This window comes from Hominifimenecus sp. rT4P-3, assembly GCF_051055405.1.
GTDB lineage: Bacteria > Bacillota > Clostridia > Lachnospirales > Lachnospiraceae > Pseudolachnospira.
On record NZ_CP167068.1, the window covers coordinates 85,238 to 102,650 of the forward strand.

Genomic DNA, 17,413 nt, shown 5'->3' on the forward strand with positions numbered 1-17,413 from the left:
AGAGTTTTGACGGCGGATAAAGATATTACCATTAGACTGTAAATGCATATACATACGGCCCGCCCATGGCAGTTGCTCCTCTGAATAAAGTCCGTGAGGTGGTGGAATACGCATTGACAGAGATCCCTCCGGAGAAGATTATCCTCGGCGTTCCCAACTATGCTTACGACTGGCCTCTTCCCTTTGAGCGTGGCGTGACAAAAGCAGAAACCATCGGGAATACAGAGGCTGTGCGGATTGCCAGGGAAAATGGCGTGGAGATTCAATGGGATGAGACTGCCCAAAGTCCAACCTTTACCTACCAGCGGGGAAGCGTTGACCATGAAGTCTGGTTTGAAGATGTTCGGAGTTGGCAGGCAAAGCTAAATTTGGCCCAGGAATACCGCCTTTATGGCGCAGGTGTCTGGAATTTGCTGCGAGAATTTCGGCCAGGATGGCTTTTGATGGGAGCGATGAATGAAGAACGGGAAGAATAATTGAATCAAGAGAAGCAAAAACACGCGCTCTCCTTCAACCTGCGTATGGTTGGGAGCGGCGCGTGTTTTTATGATCTATGAGATATAGAGTATGAAAAATAACTTTACTATAGATATGTACTCCCAAAAACCTCTACAGCCTTATTCCTAAGGCAGAGGTTCAAAAAATTTGACTGGAGGTACATTGAGCGCATGACAAATAAGAAAGAAGCTTTCCATAGACAATCCGCGAGGCTCCTTTTTTGACTCCAAGGAGCTGATAAACGGCCGGGAAAGACCCGTTCTATTTGCCAGCTCTTCCTGTGTGATACCAGCTTTCTGCCGGTAATACTTAATGTGGGCAAACAAATCCAGATAATAATCTACATTTTCAAATGGAATGTTCCCCTTCTTTGACAAATTCAAATCTTGTGTATCGTTCGGATAATTCATATCAGTCTCACCAAATACTATTGTATTCAAAAATCCAGTATTCATAAATAAACGTTCCGCATATTTTTGCATACTTTCCGTGACATATGTTGCGGATAAGGAACATTTTTCGGTGATATCTTATGAGATAAACGTTCTTATGATAATATTTTTTAAAAAGTGTAATATTTCATCCCAAATCCATAGTACATAGGTGAGGCAGGAAAGGACGGTGATGCGATTGTGGAAGATAGCAAAATTATTGAATTGTTTTATGCGCGTTCAGAAGAGGCAATCCAGGAACTATCAAAAAAATATGGATCGGTATGTGGTAAAATAGCGAGAAATATTTTAAATAATAATCTGGATGCGGAGGAATGTGTAAACGACGCTTATTTAGGCGCCTGGAATACGATACCGCCTCAGAACCCAAAACCGCTTCAGACTTATATCTATCGCCTGGTTCGCAACCTTTCGATTACAAAATATCATGCAAACACAGCGGCGAAGCGAAATAGTTATTACGATGTGGCGTTGGATGAGTTGGAAGAATGTCTTTCCTCCCGGATTACAGTAGAGAGTGAACTGGCGGGGAAAGAATTATCCCAGCTGCTGGATTGTTTTTTGGATACATTAGATCAGGAGAATCGAGTGATGTTTGTGCGTCGCTATTGGTATTCGGATTCGGTTGCGGATATCGCAGCGAGGCTGGGGATGAAGCCGAATCACGTATCGGTTCGCCTTTCCCGTATACGGGGGAGATTGAAAAAGTATTTACAGAAGGAGGATGTCCTATGATAAAACGGGAAGGATTATCGGAGGGTGTAGGGGGGATTTGTGAAAAATATATTCAGGAAGCGGAAGATTATACGCCAAAGGCAGCAAAAGGGCAGCCGCGTCAGAGATTTTTGGGTAAAGGGGTTCTCGCGGCGTTATTTGCCCTTTGCATGATTGCGGGCGGGATCGGTATTTTTTCCTCTTTGGGCGGAGTGACAGTAACCGCTTACGCCCATGGAACGGACGCAGAGATTACTTCCGCGGGTGTAAAGATGAACACGGGAATGATCCGCGATACAGGGGAGATGACGGGCCAACCGCTGATGTTTTACTTGTCTGGCAAGGAGATAAAAACGGTCCGCTTTTCCTGTAAAAATCAGCAAATCAATTTTATGGATTGGACGGAAAAAAGAGATGAATTTGGCCTTGCCCAAAATTTTACGGTTCCTTATGGGACGGATGAAAGCGAATATTACTATCTTTTGATCAATTGGGTTCCCAATGCCACGATTCGGGCTTTAACTGATCACAGCGATGCCACGATTCAATCGCTTCCAAAGGAGATGAGGGAAGATACGATTGTAATGGAAATTGTTTTTGAGGATGGAAAAACCGCCACAAAGGCAATTGCCATTTCCCTGCTGGATGATGGTTCGTTCCTTGCTGTTTTTGATGATTATAAGATTTCCGAAGAAGATGAGTTTGTCGCACGGCCTGACAGCAAAGCGATTCCCCGCGATGTTTTATACGCCCAGGGAGACAGCGCGGCCTGGAGTGAAGAATACCCCTTTGGCGACGCGCCTGTCATCGAAGGTGATTATCAGGACGCGGATACCCAGGAACCGGAAAGCGTCGTTCAGGCAGGTACGCTTACCTTTACGGGAACGATCATAGAAAGTGCGGCGGAGGGAGAAAAAACCGCTATCCTAATAAAAGCGGACAGCGGTTCTAAACTTCCCTATGATACGGTATATTTTTCTCTTTCCGAAAGCGACGCGGAATGGGCGGGTAAAATCGGCGCCGCGGTCCGCGTTACCTGTGAGGACATTTTTGCGGAATCGCTGCCGCCGATCGGAACCTTGATTTCGATTTCCGGCAGGGATGATTCCTGAAAAATCACTGTCTTTTCATCTGCCGGATGAAAACCAGGACGGCAATGCCTACCGCTGCCGCCCCATAGCCCAAAACCCAAAGCAGGTGTGGAAAGATGTCGCTGTAGTTGGCACTTAACACGGCTCTTTCCAATTCTACAGCATGGACAAAGGGCAGGGCATAGGCAATCCGTTTAAAGGCGCCGCCGACAAGCTCCAGATCAAACCAGGTTCCGGAGAGCCAGGCCGCGAGATTGGTTAAAAGCGCGCCGCAGATACCACCGACCTGTTTGACGTGAAAGATGCTGCCGCAAAGCAGTCCCAGCGCGATAAAAAACAGGGAAATCGGAAGAATAAACGAGATAGCGTATCCGATGGTCACAGTCAAGGGAAGTCCCAGCAGGACGGCGACTGCATAGCAGATGATGCTTTGCAGCACGGCAATAGGCAAAATGGGAAGCGCATAGCCTAAAATGAAATCCGAGGCGGTAAGCGGAGAGGTATAAAGCCTTTGCAAAAATGCGCTTTCCCTGTCCTTTGCAATCAAAGTGGCGGAAAATAAGGTCATAAAGGAAAGCCCAAACACCGTAATGCCGGGAGTAAGGCGCTCCATTTCAAACAGACTGACAGGAATATTCATCTGTATAGCATGGAGGAGAAAAATAAGGATCAGGGGAAAGCCCAATCCAAAACCTAATGTTAAGGGATCCCGCAGGATTTCTTTTGCCGTACGGCTGGAAAACGCAAGTACTTTCATTTTACCGCCTCCTTTACAAAGGATAAAAACGCTTCCTCAAATTGAGAAACGCCTGCCCTTTCTTTTAGTTCGTCAACGGTTCCCACGGTCAATAATTGTCCGCTTTTCATAATACCGACCCGGTCGGAAAGCGCTTCGGCTTCTTCCATGTAATGAGTGGTCAGGATGATGGTGATCGTGCCTTTCAAAGAGCGGATGACATCCCATAGCTCTCTTCTTGCCATTACGTCAAGGCCCAAGGTCGGCTCGTCTAAAAAAAGAATCTCCGGTTCGCTGATAAAAGCCATGGCAATGCTTAAGCGGCGCTGCCAGCCCCCGGACAATTTTCCCGCCTTTTTTTGCAGAATGCTGTGCAGATCAAACTGTTTGGATAGCTGCGCGATCTTTGCGGCTTTCTTTTCTTTCCCAAAGCCGTGGATCCCGCAGATAAGCTCTAAGTTTTCTTTTCCGGTTAAGTTGGGTGCGACGGCGGTTTCCTGCGGCGAGACGCCGATGATGGATTTTACCTTGGCCGTATCGGACACAATACTGTTTCCGTTTAAAAAGGCGTCTCCGCTGGTAGGCCTCGTCAGGCAGGACAGCATTTTGACGGTTGTTGTTTTCCCGGCTCCATTGACGCCAAGGAGAGAGAAGAGCTCGCCCTGTTGGATGGTTAAATCAAGATGATCTACGGCCACAAGGCCTTTGTATTGTTTGGTCAGGGCAGCCGTTTTTATTGCTTCCATTATTTTTCCTCCTCCTGGCAGCGGTGCTTCAGCCCAAGATAACCGTCGGTTAAGACTTTGCTGATAAATTCCATATCCCATTCCAGATAGGAAGTGGCGATCATCGTTGCGATTCCATGCACATAGATCCACATTTCCAGATGGAAAAGGAACGCATCTTCCTCGTTCAGCCCGGTATTTTTCTGGATTAGTTCGATCAGCGGCCGTACTTCTTCCATATTTTTTTCTATAGTTTCGTGGGAACGGTCACGCATAAAAAGCAATCGAAACAGTTCTTTTTCTTCTCTGGCAAAACGAATATATGCCATACCGCTTGCCTTATAGGGAGGATATTTTCCGCTGGCCATATCTTCCTCTAAATAGCTGTGGTACAGGCGGTTTGCCGCCTTTAACACTTCCTGCTGCACTTCCTCCATATTTTGGAATAAGCCAAAAATAGGCTTGGCGGAAGCGCCTAGTTTTGCTCCCAATCCTCTGGCAGTCACGGCAGAAATACCATGTTCTCTTGTCAGGTCCAGAGCGGCTTCGATCACTTCGTCTCTGGTGAATTTAAATTTTGGCGGCATCGGATACATCCTTTCGCATAATAAGAAACATATGTTGCGCAATATGTGTTTCTTATTGTATACAGAAGCGGAAGATTTGTCAAGAGAAAAGTTTTTCTGTACTATTAGTGGACAAGAGCAAACAGGAATTTACCTTTCCATTTTATAGAAAGACCTTGACTTGGAGCGTACTCTAAATGATAAGATAACTCTAAAAATAAGGGAGGCGTTTGAAAATGAAGGATTACAGCAACAGCGTCATTTTTCCCAAAGGGGAGAAGAACCCATTTAGCCAATATTTTGACGGCCAAAGCTATCTCCAAATGTTGACGGGGGAGGGCGTCGTCATTGGAAACGTGACTTTTGAACCGGGCTGCCGGAACCATTGGCACATTCATCATGCCATGCAGGGCGGCGGTCAGATTTTGCTTTGCACCGGTGGCCGGGGCTGGTATCAGGAATGGGGAAAAGAGGCGAGAGAACTCCACCCAGGAGATGTGGTTGTGATTCCTGCTGGGGTAAAGCACTGGCATGGCGCGGCGGCGGATTCCTGGTTTGTTCACCTTGCAGTAGAGGTACCGGGGGAAGAGACCAGAACAGAATGGTGTGAACCCGTTGACGAGGAGATCTATTGCTGCCTGCCATAACCCATCGAGGAAAGCAATTTGCAATTGATGGAGAAAACAGAAAGGGAGAAATTGTGATGGAGAAATCAAAGGTATATTTTACCAGGGATATCAGTCCAGCCGGGCTGAAAAAAGTTTATGGAGCGTTGAATGTCTGTTTAAAGGGAAAGGTAGCGGTGAAGATTTCTACCGGAGAGCCAGGCGGGCATAATTTTCTGTCTCCGGATTTGATTAAGGATTTGGTACAGGAATTAAACGGCACCATCGTCGAGTGCAATACGGCCTATGAAGGCCGGAGAAATACCAGCAGCGCCCACTGGGAGACTTTCAAGGCCCACGGCTTTCAGGAGGTCGCGCCCTGCGATATCCTGGATGAGGAAGAGGATATGGCGATTCCCGTAAAGAATGGGCGTCATTTGAAAGAAAATTTTGTGGGGGCTCGTTTGAAAAATTATGATTCCATGCTTATCCTGTCTCATTTTAAAGGGCATGCCATGGGAGGCTTTGGCGGAGCGTTGAAAAATATGTCCATCGGCGTTGCTTCTTCCAGGGGCAAGATCTGGATTCACACGTCCGCCACCAGCTGGAAGTTTGACGATCTGTTTACCGCGGATCATGATTCCTTCCTGGAATCTATGGCGGAAGCAGATCAGTCGGTGATGGAGTTTCTCGGAAGGGAAAATCTCGCCTATATCAATGTGGCCAATAAGCTTAGCGTAGACTGTGACTGCGACGCCCATCCCCATGATCCGGAGATGGCGGATATCGGGATTTTTGCCTCCTTAGATCCAGTGGCGGTGGATCAGGCCAGCGTAGACGCCGTTTATGCCTCCTCGGACCCTGGGAAAGCCGCTCTGATTGAACGGATGGAGAGTCGAAATGGAATTCACACGGTAGAAGCGGCCGCTGCTCTCGGTTTGGGAAGCCGGGAATATGATTTGATTTCCCTGGACGAATAGGCAAGACACCGAACCTATTTTCCTGCCGGATATACTCCGTCGAAACAGGCGAAGCAAAATTCCTCCCCGCCGTAAGCTTCCATCAGGTCCTTTGTACTTAAAAACCGCAGGGAATCCGCGCCGAGAAATTGGCAGAGCTCATCCACGTTCATCTGGGCGGCGATCAGCTCCTCCTGGGTGGGCGTATCAATTCCGTAAAAACAGGGGAAGCGGATTTCCGGCGAGGCGATTCGAAGGTGAACTTCCTTGGCGCCCGCCTCTTTTAAAAGCCGGATAATCCGTTTTGATGTGGTGCCCCGCACCACCGAATCATCCAGCAAAATCAGCCGTTTTCCTTCGATGGCGTATCGGTTTACCGCCAGCTTTCTTTTTACGCCGAGATCTCTTTGCTCCTGGGTCGGCTCGATAAAGGTGCGTCCCACATAACGGTTTTTAATCAGCGCTACTTCATAGGGGATTCCGCTGGCTTCCGCATAGCCGAGGGCTGCGGAGAGGGAGGAATCCGGCACTCCGGCTACCAGGTCGGCTTCGATCTGTCCCGCGTCCGCCCGAGCCAGGATTTTTCCAGTTTCTTTTCTCATATGATAGATATTCCGGCCGTCCATGACGCTGTCTGGCCGGGCGAAATAGATGTACTCCATGGCGCAGGTGCAGTGCTTTCCTGCCTCCGCGTAGCGGAAGGATTGTACGCCATGGGAAGAGATTTTTAAGACTTCTCCGGGCTCGATATCCCGGACCCAGGATGCCCCCACGCTGTCAAAGGCGCAGGTTTCGCTGCTGAGCACATAACCGTCGCCTTTCTTTCCCAAGCAAAGAGGCCGCAGGCCGTTTCGATCTCGAACTGCGTAGATACTTTTTTCCGTCAGAAATAAAAAAGCGAACGCCCCTTTTAACTTGGCGCAGGCCCGGCAGATTTTTGCAACCAGAGGGCCTTCTTCCATTTGAATCAGATGGAGGATGATTTCGCTGTCGCTGCTCCCTAAAAATAGATGTCCCCGGCGTTCCAGCATGACCCGGAGTTCCCCGGCGTTCACAATCTGGCCGTTGTGGGCCACTGCCAGGGAGCCAAAGGAAGCGCGGGCCACGATGGGCTGGATATTTTCCACTTCATCTCCCCCTGCCGTGGCATAGCGGACATGGCCGATGCTGTGACAGCCGGCCAAGGGAAGAAGGTCTTCCGAGGAAAGAGCCTCTGTTAAAAGCCCTTTCCCCTTCCGGCAGTAGAGTTTTTTTCCATCGCTGGAAGCGATTCCTGCGCCTTCCTGACCCCGGTGCTGCAGGGCGTGAAGGCCGAGATAGGTGGTCGATGCGGCGTCTTTTAACTGGTAGACTCCGAAAACCCCACATTCTTCTTTCAATTTATCCCAAAATTCTTCCATGATAATCCTTTCTGCTTTTTACCCTCCCATGGACTTCCCAGACGTAAAGTCTGCTTTTATCCCTGCTTGCAGGCGGCGTCCACAAAGGCCCGGAACAAAGGGTGCGCCTTGTTGGGGCGGCTCTTAAATTCCGGATGATACTGAACGCCGACATAGAAAGGATGGCCGGGGACTTCAAATGCTTCCACCAGCCGCCCGTCGGGGGAGAGTCCGGCGAAACGGGCTCCGTTTTTTTGAAACTCTTCCCGGAACTGGTTATTAAATTCATAGCGGTGGCGGTGACGCTCGGAAATCTCCTTTTGTCCATAGATTTTCTGGAGCAGGCTGCCGTCCTGCAGGACGCAAGGATAAGCGCCGAGGCGCATGGTACCGCCTTTCGGAATATTGCCCTGCTGGTCAGGCATCAAGTCAATGACGGAGTGGGCGCCGTCCGGGACGAATTCCCCGGAATTGGCGTCCTCGTATCCCAAAACGCCGCGGGCAAAGGCGATGGCCGCGATCTGCATGCCAAGGCAAAGGCCCAAATAAGGAATGTGGTGGACACGGGCATAAGAGGCTGCGCAGATCATGCCGTTGATTCCCCGGTCGCCAAAACCGCCGGGAATCAGGATGCCGTCCACATCGTGAAACAGCGAATCCGCTGTTTCTTCGGTTACGGTTTCACTGTCGATCCAGCGAATATTGAGGTTAACGCCGCATTCCCAGCCGCCGTGTTTTAAGGCTTCCACCACCGAGAGATAGGAGTCATGAAGTTTGATGTATTTTCCCACCAGGGCGATGGTGACTTCCTTATGGCAGCCTTTGATCCGGTCGACCATCTCTTTCCAGCCGGTCAGATTGCAGGGGGATGCTTCCTTTTCAAGAGAAAGTTCCCGGAGCGCGATCTTCGCAAGGCCGGCCTCCTCCAACATCAAAGGCGCTTCGTAGAGGCAGGACACATTGCGGTTTTCGATGACGCAGTCCTCTTTTACATTGCAAAACAGCGCGATCTTCCGGTAAATTTCCGGCTCCACCGGACGGCTGCAGCGGGCAACAATGATATCCGGCATGATGCCGAAGGATTGAAGCTCTTTGACTGAGTGCTGGGTCGGTTTGGATTTGTGTTCCCCGGAGGATTCCAGATAGGGGATTAAGGTGACGTGGATAAACAAACGGTTTTCCCGGCCTACCTCGTGGCCCACCTGGCGGATGGCCTCCAAAAACGGCTGGGACTCCATGTCGCCGGTGGTTCCGCCGATTTCCGTGATGACGATATCGGCGTCGGTTTTTTTCTGAACGGAATAGATAAATTCCTTGATCTCATTGGTGATATGGGGAATCACCTGTACAGTTTCACCCAGATATTCCCCGCGCCTTTCCTTATTTAATACGTTCCAGTAGACCTTCCCTGTGGTCAGGTTGGAAAACTGGTTTAAATTTTCGTTGATGAACCGCTCATAATGCCCCAGATCCAGGTCGGTCTCCGCGCCGTCTTCCGTGACAAATACTTCGCCATGCTGGAAGGGGCTCATGGTACCGGGATCTACATTGATGTACGGGTCTAATTTCTGGGCGGCGACGCGAAAACCGCGGGCCTTTAACAGTCTTCCCAGCGATGCGGCGGTGATGCCTTTTCCAAGTCCGGAGACGACGCCTCCGGTGACGAAGATGTATTTTGCCATAGCTTATGCCTCCTTTTGATAGAGAAATTGTGGGCGGCCGTCCCGGTACAAAGGAAGTCCTTCCTGGCCCGGGATGACCGGCGTGGTCTGTTTACGGTGGTTCATATCTACCAGAGAAATATTGTGTTCGCTGTAGCCGCTTTCCAGGCTGGAAGCCAGGGCGATGGCCGTATCCAGGGAGGTCAGGCAGGGGATGCCCAGCTCCACGGCTTTCCGGCGCAGCTTTACGCTGTCCCGAACGGGAATTCTTCCTTTGGCAGAAGTGGAGATAATATAGCGAATCTTTCCGCTTTCCAAAAGGGTGAGGGAATTCTGTTCCGATTCGTGGATTTTTTGCACTTCCTCAACGGGAAGGTTATTTTCCCGCAGCATCTCGGCCGTTCCGTGGGTGGCGTAGAGGGAAAAGCCAAGGGTGTGGAAAAACTGGGCGACAGCGCCGATTTCCGCCTTGTCGGAATCCCGTACCGTCAGCAATACGCCTCCGGATTTTTCCATCTGGTAACCGGCGGCCACCAGACCTTTGTAGAGCGCTTCGGACATGGTGCGCGCCACGCCCAGAACCTCGCCGGTGGATTTCATCTCCGGCCCCAGCTGGGTATCCACATCCGCCAGTTTGGCAAAGGAGAAAACAGGAACCTTGACGGCGTAGTAGGGCGACGGTGGATAGAGACCGCTGGTATAGCCCATATCGGCTAAGGTTTCTCCCAGCATGATCCGGGTGGCTAAATCCACCATGGGAATGCCGGTCACTTTACTGATATAAGGGACCGTCCGGGAAGATCTAGGGTTCACCTCGATCACATAAATATTGTCCTCATGGATCACGTACTGGATATTGATAAGGCCGCGGGTGTCTAACGCCAGAGCCAACTGGGTGGAATAGCGGATCAGCCGTTCCGTCTGCTTGGGGGATACGTTCCAGGCCGGATACACGGCGATGGAGTCGCCGGAATGGACGCCGGCCCGCTCGATATGTTCCATGATGCCGGGAATCAGGACGTCGGTCCCGTCGCAGATCGCGTCGATTTCCAGTTCTGTGCCCATCAGATATTTATCGATTAGGATTTCATTGTCTCCCTCGTGTTCCAGGATGATTTTCATGTATTCCATGATATCGTTGTCCGAGAAAGCGATAATCATATTTTGCCCGCCGAGAACGTAGCTGGGGCGCATTAAAACCGGATAGCCAAGGGTATTGGCGGCATGAAGGGCTTCCGCTTCCGTGTGGACCGTGGTGCCGTCCGGCCGTTTGATGCCAAGGCTTTCGAGGAGCTCGTCGAAGCGTCCGCGATCCTCTGCCCGGTCGATGCTGTCCGCCGGCGTACCGAGGATCGGAATCTGATTGGCGACCAGGGTTTTAGTTAGCTTGATGGCCGTTTGTCCGCCAAAGGCGACCACACAGCCGATGGGGCGTTCCTTTTCAATGATATTCAGTACGTCCTCCGGCGTCAGCGGGGAGAAGTACAGGCGGTCGGCAGTATTGAAGTCGGTGGAAACCGTTTCCGGGTTGTTGTTGACGATGACCACCTCATAGCCGGCTTTCTTTAAGGACCAAACGCAGTGGACGGAGGCATAGTCAAATTCGATTCCCTGGCCGATACGGATGGGGCCGGAGCCAAAAACCACCACCACCTCTTTCCCGGTGGCGTGTTCGGCTAAAAACGGAGCGACTTCATCCTCTTCGCAGGGAGAAGCGTAGAAATAAGGGGTTTCCGCGGCAAACTCCGCGCCGCAGGTATCGACCATTTTAAAGGCCGGCGGCAGATGCTCCGGCGGTTCAACGCCAGATAGGCGGCGGATAACCGTATCGGGAAAGCCGTACTGCTTCAGCTCACGGTAAAATGCCGTCGTAAGCGGTTCCTGCTGCATTCTTCTTTCCAGCTCGATAAGATGCTGCAGCTTGTAGAGGAACCAGAGGTCAATTTTCGTCAGTTGATGCAGTTTTTCCGGGGAAATGCCCCGCTGTAAGCTCTCGTAGACGGCAAAAATCCGTTCGTCGTCGGAGGCAAGGATTTTCTCCATAAGAGCATGGTTATCTAAGGTTTTCATGGAGGGTAGGTTCATGCTGTCCAGAGAAATCTCCGCGCCTCGGACGGCCGTCATCAACGCCTGTTCAAAGTTCCGCCCGATGGACATCACTTCGCCGGTGGCTTTCATCTGAGTGCCCAGTTTCCTTCTGGCATAGACAAATTTGTCAAAGGGCCATTTGGGGAATTTGACTACCACATAATCTAGGGTTGGTTCAAAGCAGGCTGTGGTTTTCCCGGTGATTTCATTGGGGATTTCATCCAGACGGTAGCCAATGGCAATCTTGGCCGCGATCCGGGCGATGGGGTAACCGGTGGCCTTGGAGGCCAGAGCGGAGGAACGGGATACCCGGGGATTGACTTCGATCACCGCGTAGCGGAAGCTTTCCGGATGCAGGGCAAACTGGCAGTTGCAGCCGCCCTCGATGCCCATGGCTTCGATGATATGGATGGCAGCGGAGCGGAGCATCTGGTATTCTTTGTCCGCCAAGGTTAAGGCCGGCGCTACCACAATGGAATCGCCCGTGTGAATACCCACCGGATCAAGATTTTCCATGGAACAGACGGTAATGCAGTTGCCATCGCCGTCCCTCATGACTTCAAACTCGATTTCCTTCCAGCCGGCGATACATTTCTCCACCAGGATCTGCGTGATTGGGGACTGGAGAAGGCCGCTGGCCGCAATTTCCTTTAACTCTTCTGCATTCTCCGCAATCCCACCGCCGGAACCGCCCAGGGTAAAGGCGGGGCGGACGATGACGGGATAGGAGATTTCCTCCGCAAAGGCGAGGGCGTCCTCCACGGTCTCCACGACCAGAGAGGGGATGATGGGCTCGCCGATATCTTCCATGGTGTCCTTAAATTGCTGACGGTCTTCCGCTTTGTCGATGGTTTCCGGGCCTGCGCCAAGCAAGGTGACGCCGTTGGCGGCTAGGAAGCCTTCCTTTGCCAGCTGCATGGAAAGGGTCAGACCAGTCTGTCCCCCCAGTGTGGAGAGGAGGCTGTCGGGCTTTTCCTTTTGAATGATGCGCCGCAAGGTTTCCAGGGTCAGCGGTTCCATATAGACGTGATCCGCCATCACGTTGTCCGTCATGATGGTAGCCGGGTTGGAGTTGACCAGGACGACTTCCAGGCCCTCTTCTTTTAAGGCTCGGCAGGCCTGGGTGCCAGCGTAGTCAAATTCTGCGGCCTGCCCGATGACGATGGGGCCGGACCCAATGACAAGCACTTTGTGGATATGAGGATTTAACGGCATGGGGACACCTCCTTTTGTATCTGCTGCTCCATCAAGGAGAGGAATTCTTCAAACAGGGCTTCCGTATCTTTCGGGCCGCCGCAGGCTTCCGGATGGAACTGTACGGAACAGGCCGGAAGATCGGTGTAGCGAAGGCCTTCGCAGGTTTTATCGTTGACGTTTTCAAACCAGGGAATCGCGCCTTTCGGTAAATTTTGGGCGCGGACGGCATACCCGTGATTTTGACTGGTAATGGATACTCGGCCGGTCAAAAGGTTTTTCACCGGCTGGTTGGCTCCCCGGTGGCCGTATTTCAGTTTTTCCGTCTGACCGCCTCTTGCCAGGGCTAAAAGCTGATGACCGAGACAGATTCCAAATAGAGGAATCTGGGCTTCACAGATTTTTTGAAGTTCCTGGATGATCTCCACATTTTCCTCCGGGTTGCCGGGACCGTTGGAGAGCATAACGCCGTCCGGTTTCAGGCTTTGAATCATTTCTGCCGTAGTATCCGCTGGAACAGCAATCACGTCGCAGTTTCGCTGATTCAACTCCCGAATGATATTCTGCTTTGCGCCGAAATCCCAAAGAACCACACGGTAGCAAGATAGCGGCGCGGGAAAGGTTTCCATCTTCTTCCTAGTCATGGCAAGGACTGGACGCGGGAAGCAGTAGGAGCGGAGCTGTTCCAGTTCCTCTTCGCAGTAGGGAGGAGCCTTTTTGGTCAGCTTTCCGTTCATGGTACCGTTTTCCCGGAGCAGTTTGGTTAGCTGCCTGGTATCAATACCCGCAAGTCCTGGCAGATTTTTTCCTTTAAAAAAGGTGTCAAGATCTTCTTCGCTGCGAAAGTTGGAAGGTCTGTGACACCATTCTTTTACGATGTAGGCAAAGGGGTGAGTATCCCCGCTTTCAAAATCAGGGGAAATGACGCCGTAATTTCCAATTAAGGGGAATGTTTGGACGACGATTTGTCCACAGTAGCTGGGGTCCGTTAGTGTCTCTAAATAACCGGTCATCCCGGTGGTAAAGACGACTTCGCCGATGACTTCTTCGGCTTCGGCGCCGAAACTTTCGCCCTTGAAATACATTCCATTTTCCAGTAATAAGTAGGTTGGGGTTTTCACGGTGTTCTCCTTTCTATATTTAAATATCATACCGGCTTAAAATTTCCTCAGCCACCTCCCGTTTGGAGACGCGCTGATCCATGGCCTGCTTTTCAATGTAGCGATGGGCCTCCGGTTCGGTCAACTTTTCATATTGAATCAAATAGCATTTCGCCCGGTCAACCAGACGGATATCTTTTAATTTTTGCTGCGTGGCTTCGGACGCAGGCTGCATCCGCTCCAGCCGGTTATGTACCGCCAGGAGCAGGTGGACGGCGCTGTCAAAGGTTTTCCGGCTCATAGCCGGGGAAAAAACGAAGATACCGTCCTGCTGGAATTTTAAGGATAACTCTTTTTCCAGATTGGAAGAGACAGCCAGCATTACTCCGGCCGTCGTGCGCATGGCGTCCTTGGCCAATTCGGTGCCAAAGCCGTCCGGCAACGGCGTCAGAATGAGAATCAGGGCAAAGTTATTTTTTGCCATCAGCCGGCGGGCTTCTCCGCAGCTTCCGGCCCGGCAGACCGCTGTTTGGGGCTGAACCGAGGATAACAGATTGGCATACGTATCGGCAGCCTTGCGGTTGCCGGATATGAGGAGTACAGGAATCATCGGTTCACCACCTTTCTTTGGCGCGTCGGGCCAGAATATTTGTCTTGTCAGATCAGATGAAAATACGCGTTCATCTCATGTTGGTGGGAATCTTCCGCTTGGCGGTAGGCTTCCCATTCTTTTCGCTTCTCTGTAAAATAAATGGAACGAACTTCTTCCGGCAGAATCCTTTTTACAAACGCGCTTTGTTCGGCCGCGTCCAATGCCTCCGCCAGGCTGCGGGGGAGGGTTTGAATATCGTGTTCCTTGATATAGGATTGTGCTTCATATAGATTCTGGTTGCACGGTTCTGTCAAAGTCAATCCGTTTTCAATGCCGTCTAAGCCTGCATGGATAAGAAGGGCAAAGGCCAAATAGGGATTGCAGGAAGAATCCGCGGATCGCAGTTCCATTCGGTTGTATTCTCCGGAGGAAGCTGGAATCCGGATCAGCTGAGAACGGTTTTGGTGGGACCAAGTAATATAACCGGGGGCCTCAAACGCGCCCAGGCGCTGATAGGAATTGGTCAGCGGATTCAAGAAGGCGGTAATTTCCCGTGCATGGGTCAGAATGCCGGCGATAAAGCTTTCCGCGCTCTGGGAATGGCCGGGCGCCATCTCGAAGAGGTTTCGGCCGCCTTTCGTTAAGGATAAATTGATATGCAGTCCGTTTCCGCTTCTTGTTAACAATGGCTTTGGCAGGAAAGAGGCGTATAAGCCGTTTTGCGCTGCTACGGATTTTACCACGGATTTAAAGGAGAGAAAATTGTCGGCGGCGGACAGGGCGTCCGAATAACGGAAATCCACCTCGTTTTGTCCCGGCCCCCGCTCATGATGGGAGGATTCCGGACGGATATCCATATCTTCCAATGTCAAACAAATTTCCCGACGGAGGTTTTCACCTTTGTCCAGAGGCGCCGTATCTCCGTAACCAGCCTGGTCGTAGGGAACTGTGGTAGGCTCGCCTTCCGGATTGGTCTGGAACAGGTAAAATTCGCCTTCCGTTCCGATCTTGCAGATATATCCCAAGTCGGCGCAACGCTTTACCGCTTGTTTTAATAAGTACCGGCTGTCGGCAGTAAAGTCGCTTCCGTCCGGCCGCTTGATGTCGCAATAAATTTTCATGACTTGCTCGTAGGGAGAACGCCAAGGCAGGATGGAGACCGAAGAACTGTCCGGAATCAAAAACAGGTCGGAACACTCCACCGTACCGAAGCCTTGGATTGCCGAAGCGTCAAAAGAAATTCCGTGCTGGAAAGCGCGGGGAAGTTCGCCGGGCAAAATGGAAATGCTTTTCTGGATACCAAATAAATCGCAGAAAGCCAGATGAATAAACTTTACGTCGTTCTCCTTCGCAAATTGTAATACTTCTGAAATCGTATCGTTCATGGCAGGTTTCCTTTCCGGAGACGAGGGTTTTTGTTCTGCCTTTGAAGCGGCAGGCCCGCATAAGAAATAGGCGGCAGAACTGTTTTGGAAAAGGCGTCCATGAAATAAAGCTTCCCTTTTGGGAGTGTGAAAGCCTTATTTCATGAACGCCTTTGTTCATCTGCCGTATTATAGCATGCGGGGACGCCGGAGTCAATATGAAAAAGAGAAAATTTGTTGTCTTATTTATAGATTTCTTCTACCGCATAGAGTGGGAGATTGATGAGCCAGCTCTCTTTTTTATAATCTGCCATTGAGGTGCGAATAGAAATTTCGGGATGAAATTTTTCGTGGTAGGTTTTCAGGCTTTTTGCTTTCAGATTAACCTCTGCCTTTACTTCCAGGGGTATGATCTGTTCGCCGGTGTCGATAATAAAATCCACTTCGCAGGATCCACGATCATTGGTATAGTAATAAATGCCTAGATCGTCAATGGTTTGGAGTTGCTGGCACACATATTGTTCGGTCAGCGCGCCTTTGAACTCGATAAATAAATCGTTGCCATCCAGCAGTATGCGCTGACGCAGACCAGTCATACAGCCGAGAAGCCCCACATCCAGGACAAACAGCTTAAAGGCTTTCAAATCTTCGTAGGCTTTCAGAGGAATTCCTGCCGCGTTTACCCGGCTGACCTTATGGACAAGCCCGCAGTCGCAAAGCCACATAATCGCGGATTCATATTCCTTTGCCCGTGCGCCCTCGCGCATAAGACCGTAGATAAATTTCTTATTCTCTTTGGCAAGCTGAGAGGGTATACTGTTCCATATCATACGGATTTTTGGCACAATTTCAATGGGGGCGTGTTTGGAAAAATCTTGTTCATAAGCCGCCAATATGCGCTTTTGAATTTCACGGACTTCGTTAAAATCTTTTTCCTCTGCAAAGCTTTGTACTGCTTCGGGCATACCTCCGACGAAATAATACTGTTTGAGCGCATCGATATAGGTTTGCTTAAAAGCGGTAATCATCGAGTAGTCTTGGCTTTCCAGAAGCTTGACGAAACGTTCCCCTACGGTCGCCATTAAAAACTCCTGAAAGGACAGCGGGTAAAGACTGAGAAAATCGACCTTGCCCACAGGAAAGGATGTACCTTCGTGCAGAGCAATGCCTAAGAGCGAGCCGGCACAGATAATCGGATACTGCGGCGCATTTTCACAGAAGTATTTGAGAGAGGAAAGTGCTCTTGGTACTTCCTGAACCTCGTCGAAGATAAGCAGCGTATTGTTTGGGTCAATTTTCCTGCCAGCATACAGTTCGATTCCCATAATTAGGCGGTCCGTGTTTAAATCGGAAGCAAAAAGTTCTGCCATTCTGGAATTAGAATCAAAATTGATATATACGGTATCTGCATAAGCCAGGCGGCCAAACTCTTTCATCAGCCAGGTCTTTCCGACTTGTCTTGCACCTTCGATGATCAGTGGCTTGCGGCGTTTACTCTCTTTCCATTGATAAAGTTTTTCTATTGCTGTTCGGTACATAGGAACACCTTGTATAATGAACTCATAGGGAAATTCACTACACATTTTCCTTTCTTGATTATTTTCTATATAATCAGTTGTAGACGCTGTGGATTAGTTACAACACCTACGGCAGCTTCCCTATAAGCTGACTGTTTCCTTTGGAGGCTCT

General features: G+C 50.4%; 15 protein-coding genes and 1 pseudogene. 5 read left to right on the forward strand and 11 right to left on the reverse strand.

Annotated features, from left to right (window positions below):
- Positions 1-47: 47 nt before the first annotated feature.
- Positions 48-476 (forward strand): annotated as a pseudogene (locus ACCC71_RS00440) (glycosyl hydrolase family 18 protein); the annotation flags it as partial.
- A gap of 147 nt (positions 477-623) precedes the next feature.
- Here the strand turns inward: ACCC71_RS00440 and ACCC71_RS00445 are convergent.
- Positions 624-953, reverse strand: a complete 330-nt coding sequence (locus ACCC71_RS00445; protein WP_434310491.1) for a helix-turn-helix domain-containing protein — start codon at positions 951-953, stop codon at positions 624-626.
- A 177-nt stretch (positions 954-1,130) separates the two neighbouring features.
- Here ACCC71_RS00445 and ACCC71_RS00450 point away from each other — a divergent pair, with 177 nt between their 5' ends.
- Positions 1,131-1,685 (forward strand): RNA polymerase sigma factor, encoded by a 555-nt coding sequence (locus tag ACCC71_RS00450; protein WP_434310492.1) that lies wholly within the window; start codon positions 1,131-1,133, stop codon positions 1,683-1,685.
- Positions 1,682-2,776, forward strand: a complete 1,095-nt coding sequence (locus tag ACCC71_RS00455) for a hypothetical protein (protein WP_434310493.1) — start codon at positions 1,682-1,684, stop codon at positions 2,774-2,776. Before ACCC71_RS00450 ends, ACCC71_RS00455 begins: the two co-directional genes overlap by 4 nt.
- Before the next feature lie 4 nt (positions 2,777-2,780).
- Here the strand turns inward: ACCC71_RS00455 and ACCC71_RS00460 are convergent, their stop codons facing one another.
- From ACCC71_RS00460 to ACCC71_RS00470, 3 genes are read right to left on the reverse strand one after another with little or no spacing between them, the layout of a single operon-like run.
- Positions 2,781-3,512, reverse strand: a complete 732-nt coding sequence (locus tag ACCC71_RS00460) for an ABC transporter permease (protein WP_434310494.1) — start codon at positions 3,510-3,512, stop codon at positions 2,781-2,783.
- Entirely contained in the window at positions 3,509-4,237 is a 729-nt protein-coding gene (locus ACCC71_RS00465; RefSeq protein ID WP_434310495.1) for an ABC transporter ATP-binding protein, read from the reverse strand. Before ACCC71_RS00465 ends, ACCC71_RS00460 begins: the two co-directional genes overlap by 4 nt.
- Complete coding sequence (locus tag ACCC71_RS00470; protein WP_434310496.1) at positions 4,237-4,803, reverse strand: TetR/AcrR family transcriptional regulator; 567 nt, start codon at positions 4,801-4,803, stop codon at positions 4,237-4,239. The genes ACCC71_RS00465 and ACCC71_RS00470 overlap by 1 nt, the downstream gene beginning before the upstream one ends.
- Before the next feature lie 215 nt (positions 4,804-5,018).
- Between ACCC71_RS00470 and ACCC71_RS00475 the strand changes: the two genes are divergently transcribed.
- A complete protein-coding gene (locus tag ACCC71_RS00475; protein ID WP_434310497.1) occupies positions 5,019-5,429 on the forward strand; it encodes a cupin domain-containing protein in 411 nt (136 codons plus the stop codon).
- Between the two features lie 56 nt (positions 5,430-5,485).
- Positions 5,486-6,367, forward strand: a complete 882-nt coding sequence (locus tag ACCC71_RS00480) for a DUF362 domain-containing protein (RefSeq protein WP_434310498.1) — start codon at positions 5,486-5,488, stop codon at positions 6,365-6,367.
- A 14-nt stretch (positions 6,368-6,381) separates the two neighbouring features.
- Here the strand turns inward: ACCC71_RS00480 and purF are convergent, their stop codons facing one another.
- The 7 genes from purF to ACCC71_RS00515 form a co-directional block, all read right to left on the reverse strand.
- On the reverse strand, positions 6,382-7,746 hold the full coding sequence (gene purF, locus ACCC71_RS00485; RefSeq protein WP_434310499.1) for an amidophosphoribosyltransferase: 1,365 nt from the start codon (positions 7,744-7,746) through the stop codon (positions 6,382-6,384).
- Positions 7,747-7,802: 56 nt separating this feature from the next.
- A complete protein-coding gene (locus tag ACCC71_RS00490; protein ID WP_434310500.1) occupies positions 7,803-9,407 on the reverse strand; it encodes a CTP synthase in 1,605 nt (534 codons plus the stop codon).
- A 3-nt stretch (positions 9,408-9,410) separates the two neighbouring features.
- Positions 9,411-12,689 (reverse strand): carbamoyl-phosphate synthase large subunit, encoded by a 3,279-nt coding sequence (gene carB, locus ACCC71_RS00495; protein WP_434310501.1) that lies wholly within the window; start codon positions 12,687-12,689, stop codon positions 9,411-9,413.
- Positions 12,680-13,753, reverse strand: coding sequence for a carbamoyl phosphate synthase small subunit (locus ACCC71_RS00500; RefSeq protein WP_434311783.1), 1,074 nt, complete (start codon positions 13,751-13,753; stop codon positions 12,680-12,682). The genes carB and ACCC71_RS00500 overlap by 10 nt, the downstream gene beginning before the upstream one ends.
- Before the next feature lie 55 nt (positions 13,754-13,808).
- Positions 13,809-14,378: an ANTAR domain-containing response regulator gene (locus tag ACCC71_RS00505; RefSeq protein WP_434310502.1), complete on the reverse strand. Its 570-nt coding sequence runs from the start codon at positions 14,376-14,378 to the stop codon at positions 13,809-13,811.
- A gap of 47 nt (positions 14,379-14,425) precedes the next feature.
- Complete coding sequence (locus ACCC71_RS00510; protein WP_434310503.1) at positions 14,426-15,745, reverse strand: glutamine synthetase family protein; 1,320 nt, start codon at positions 15,743-15,745, stop codon at positions 14,426-14,428.
- 221 nt (positions 15,746-15,966) lie between these two features.
- Positions 15,967-17,262 (reverse strand): ATP-binding protein, encoded by a 1,296-nt coding sequence (locus tag ACCC71_RS00515; protein ID WP_434310504.1) that lies wholly within the window; start codon positions 17,260-17,262, stop codon positions 15,967-15,969.
- Positions 17,263-17,413 lie beyond the last annotated feature (151 nt).

Coding starts and splice junctions, on each gene's coding strand:
- ACCC71_RS00445 (WP_434310491.1), bottom strand. CDS start 953: ATGAATACTGGATTTTTGAATACAATAGTATTTGGTGAGACTGATATG.
- ACCC71_RS00455 (WP_434310493.1), top strand. CDS start 1,682: ATGATAAAACGGGAAGGATTATCGGAGGGTGTAGGGGGGATTTGTGAA.
- ACCC71_RS00460 (WP_434310494.1), bottom strand. CDS start 3,512: ATGAAAGTACTTGCGTTTTCCAGCCGTACGGCAAAAGAAATCCTGCGG.
- ACCC71_RS00465 (WP_434310495.1), bottom strand. CDS start 4,237: ATGGAAGCAATAAAAACGGCTGCCCTGACCAAACAATACAAAGGCCTT.
- ACCC71_RS00470 (WP_434310496.1), bottom strand. CDS start 4,803: ATGCCGCCAAAATTTAAATTCACCAGAGACGAAGTGATCGAAGCCGCT.
- ACCC71_RS00475 (WP_434310497.1), top strand. CDS start 5,019: ATGAAGGATTACAGCAACAGCGTCATTTTTCCCAAAGGGGAGAAGAAC.
- ACCC71_RS00480 (WP_434310498.1), top strand. CDS start 5,486: ATGGAGAAATCAAAGGTATATTTTACCAGGGATATCAGTCCAGCCGGG.
- purF (WP_434310499.1), bottom strand. CDS start 7,746: ATGGAAGAATTTTGGGATAAATTGAAAGAAGAATGTGGGGTTTTCGGA.
- ACCC71_RS00490 (WP_434310500.1), bottom strand. CDS start 9,407: ATGGCAAAATACATCTTCGTCACCGGAGGCGTCGTCTCCGGACTTGGA.
- carB (WP_434310501.1), bottom strand. CDS start 12,689: ATGCCGTTAAATCCTCATATCCACAAAGTGCTTGTCATTGGGTCCGGC.
- ACCC71_RS00500 (WP_434311783.1), bottom strand. CDS start 13,753: ATGTATTTCAAGGGCGAAAGTTTCGGCGCCGAAGCCGAAGAAGTCATC.
- ACCC71_RS00505 (WP_434310502.1), bottom strand. CDS start 14,378: ATGATTCCTGTACTCCTCATATCCGGCAACCGCAAGGCTGCCGATACG.
- ACCC71_RS00510 (WP_434310503.1), bottom strand. CDS start 15,745: ATGAACGATACGATTTCAGAAGTATTACAATTTGCGAAGGAGAACGAC.
- ACCC71_RS00515 (WP_434310504.1), bottom strand. CDS start 17,262: ATGTACCGAACAGCAATAGAAAAACTTTATCAATGGAAAGAGAGTAAA.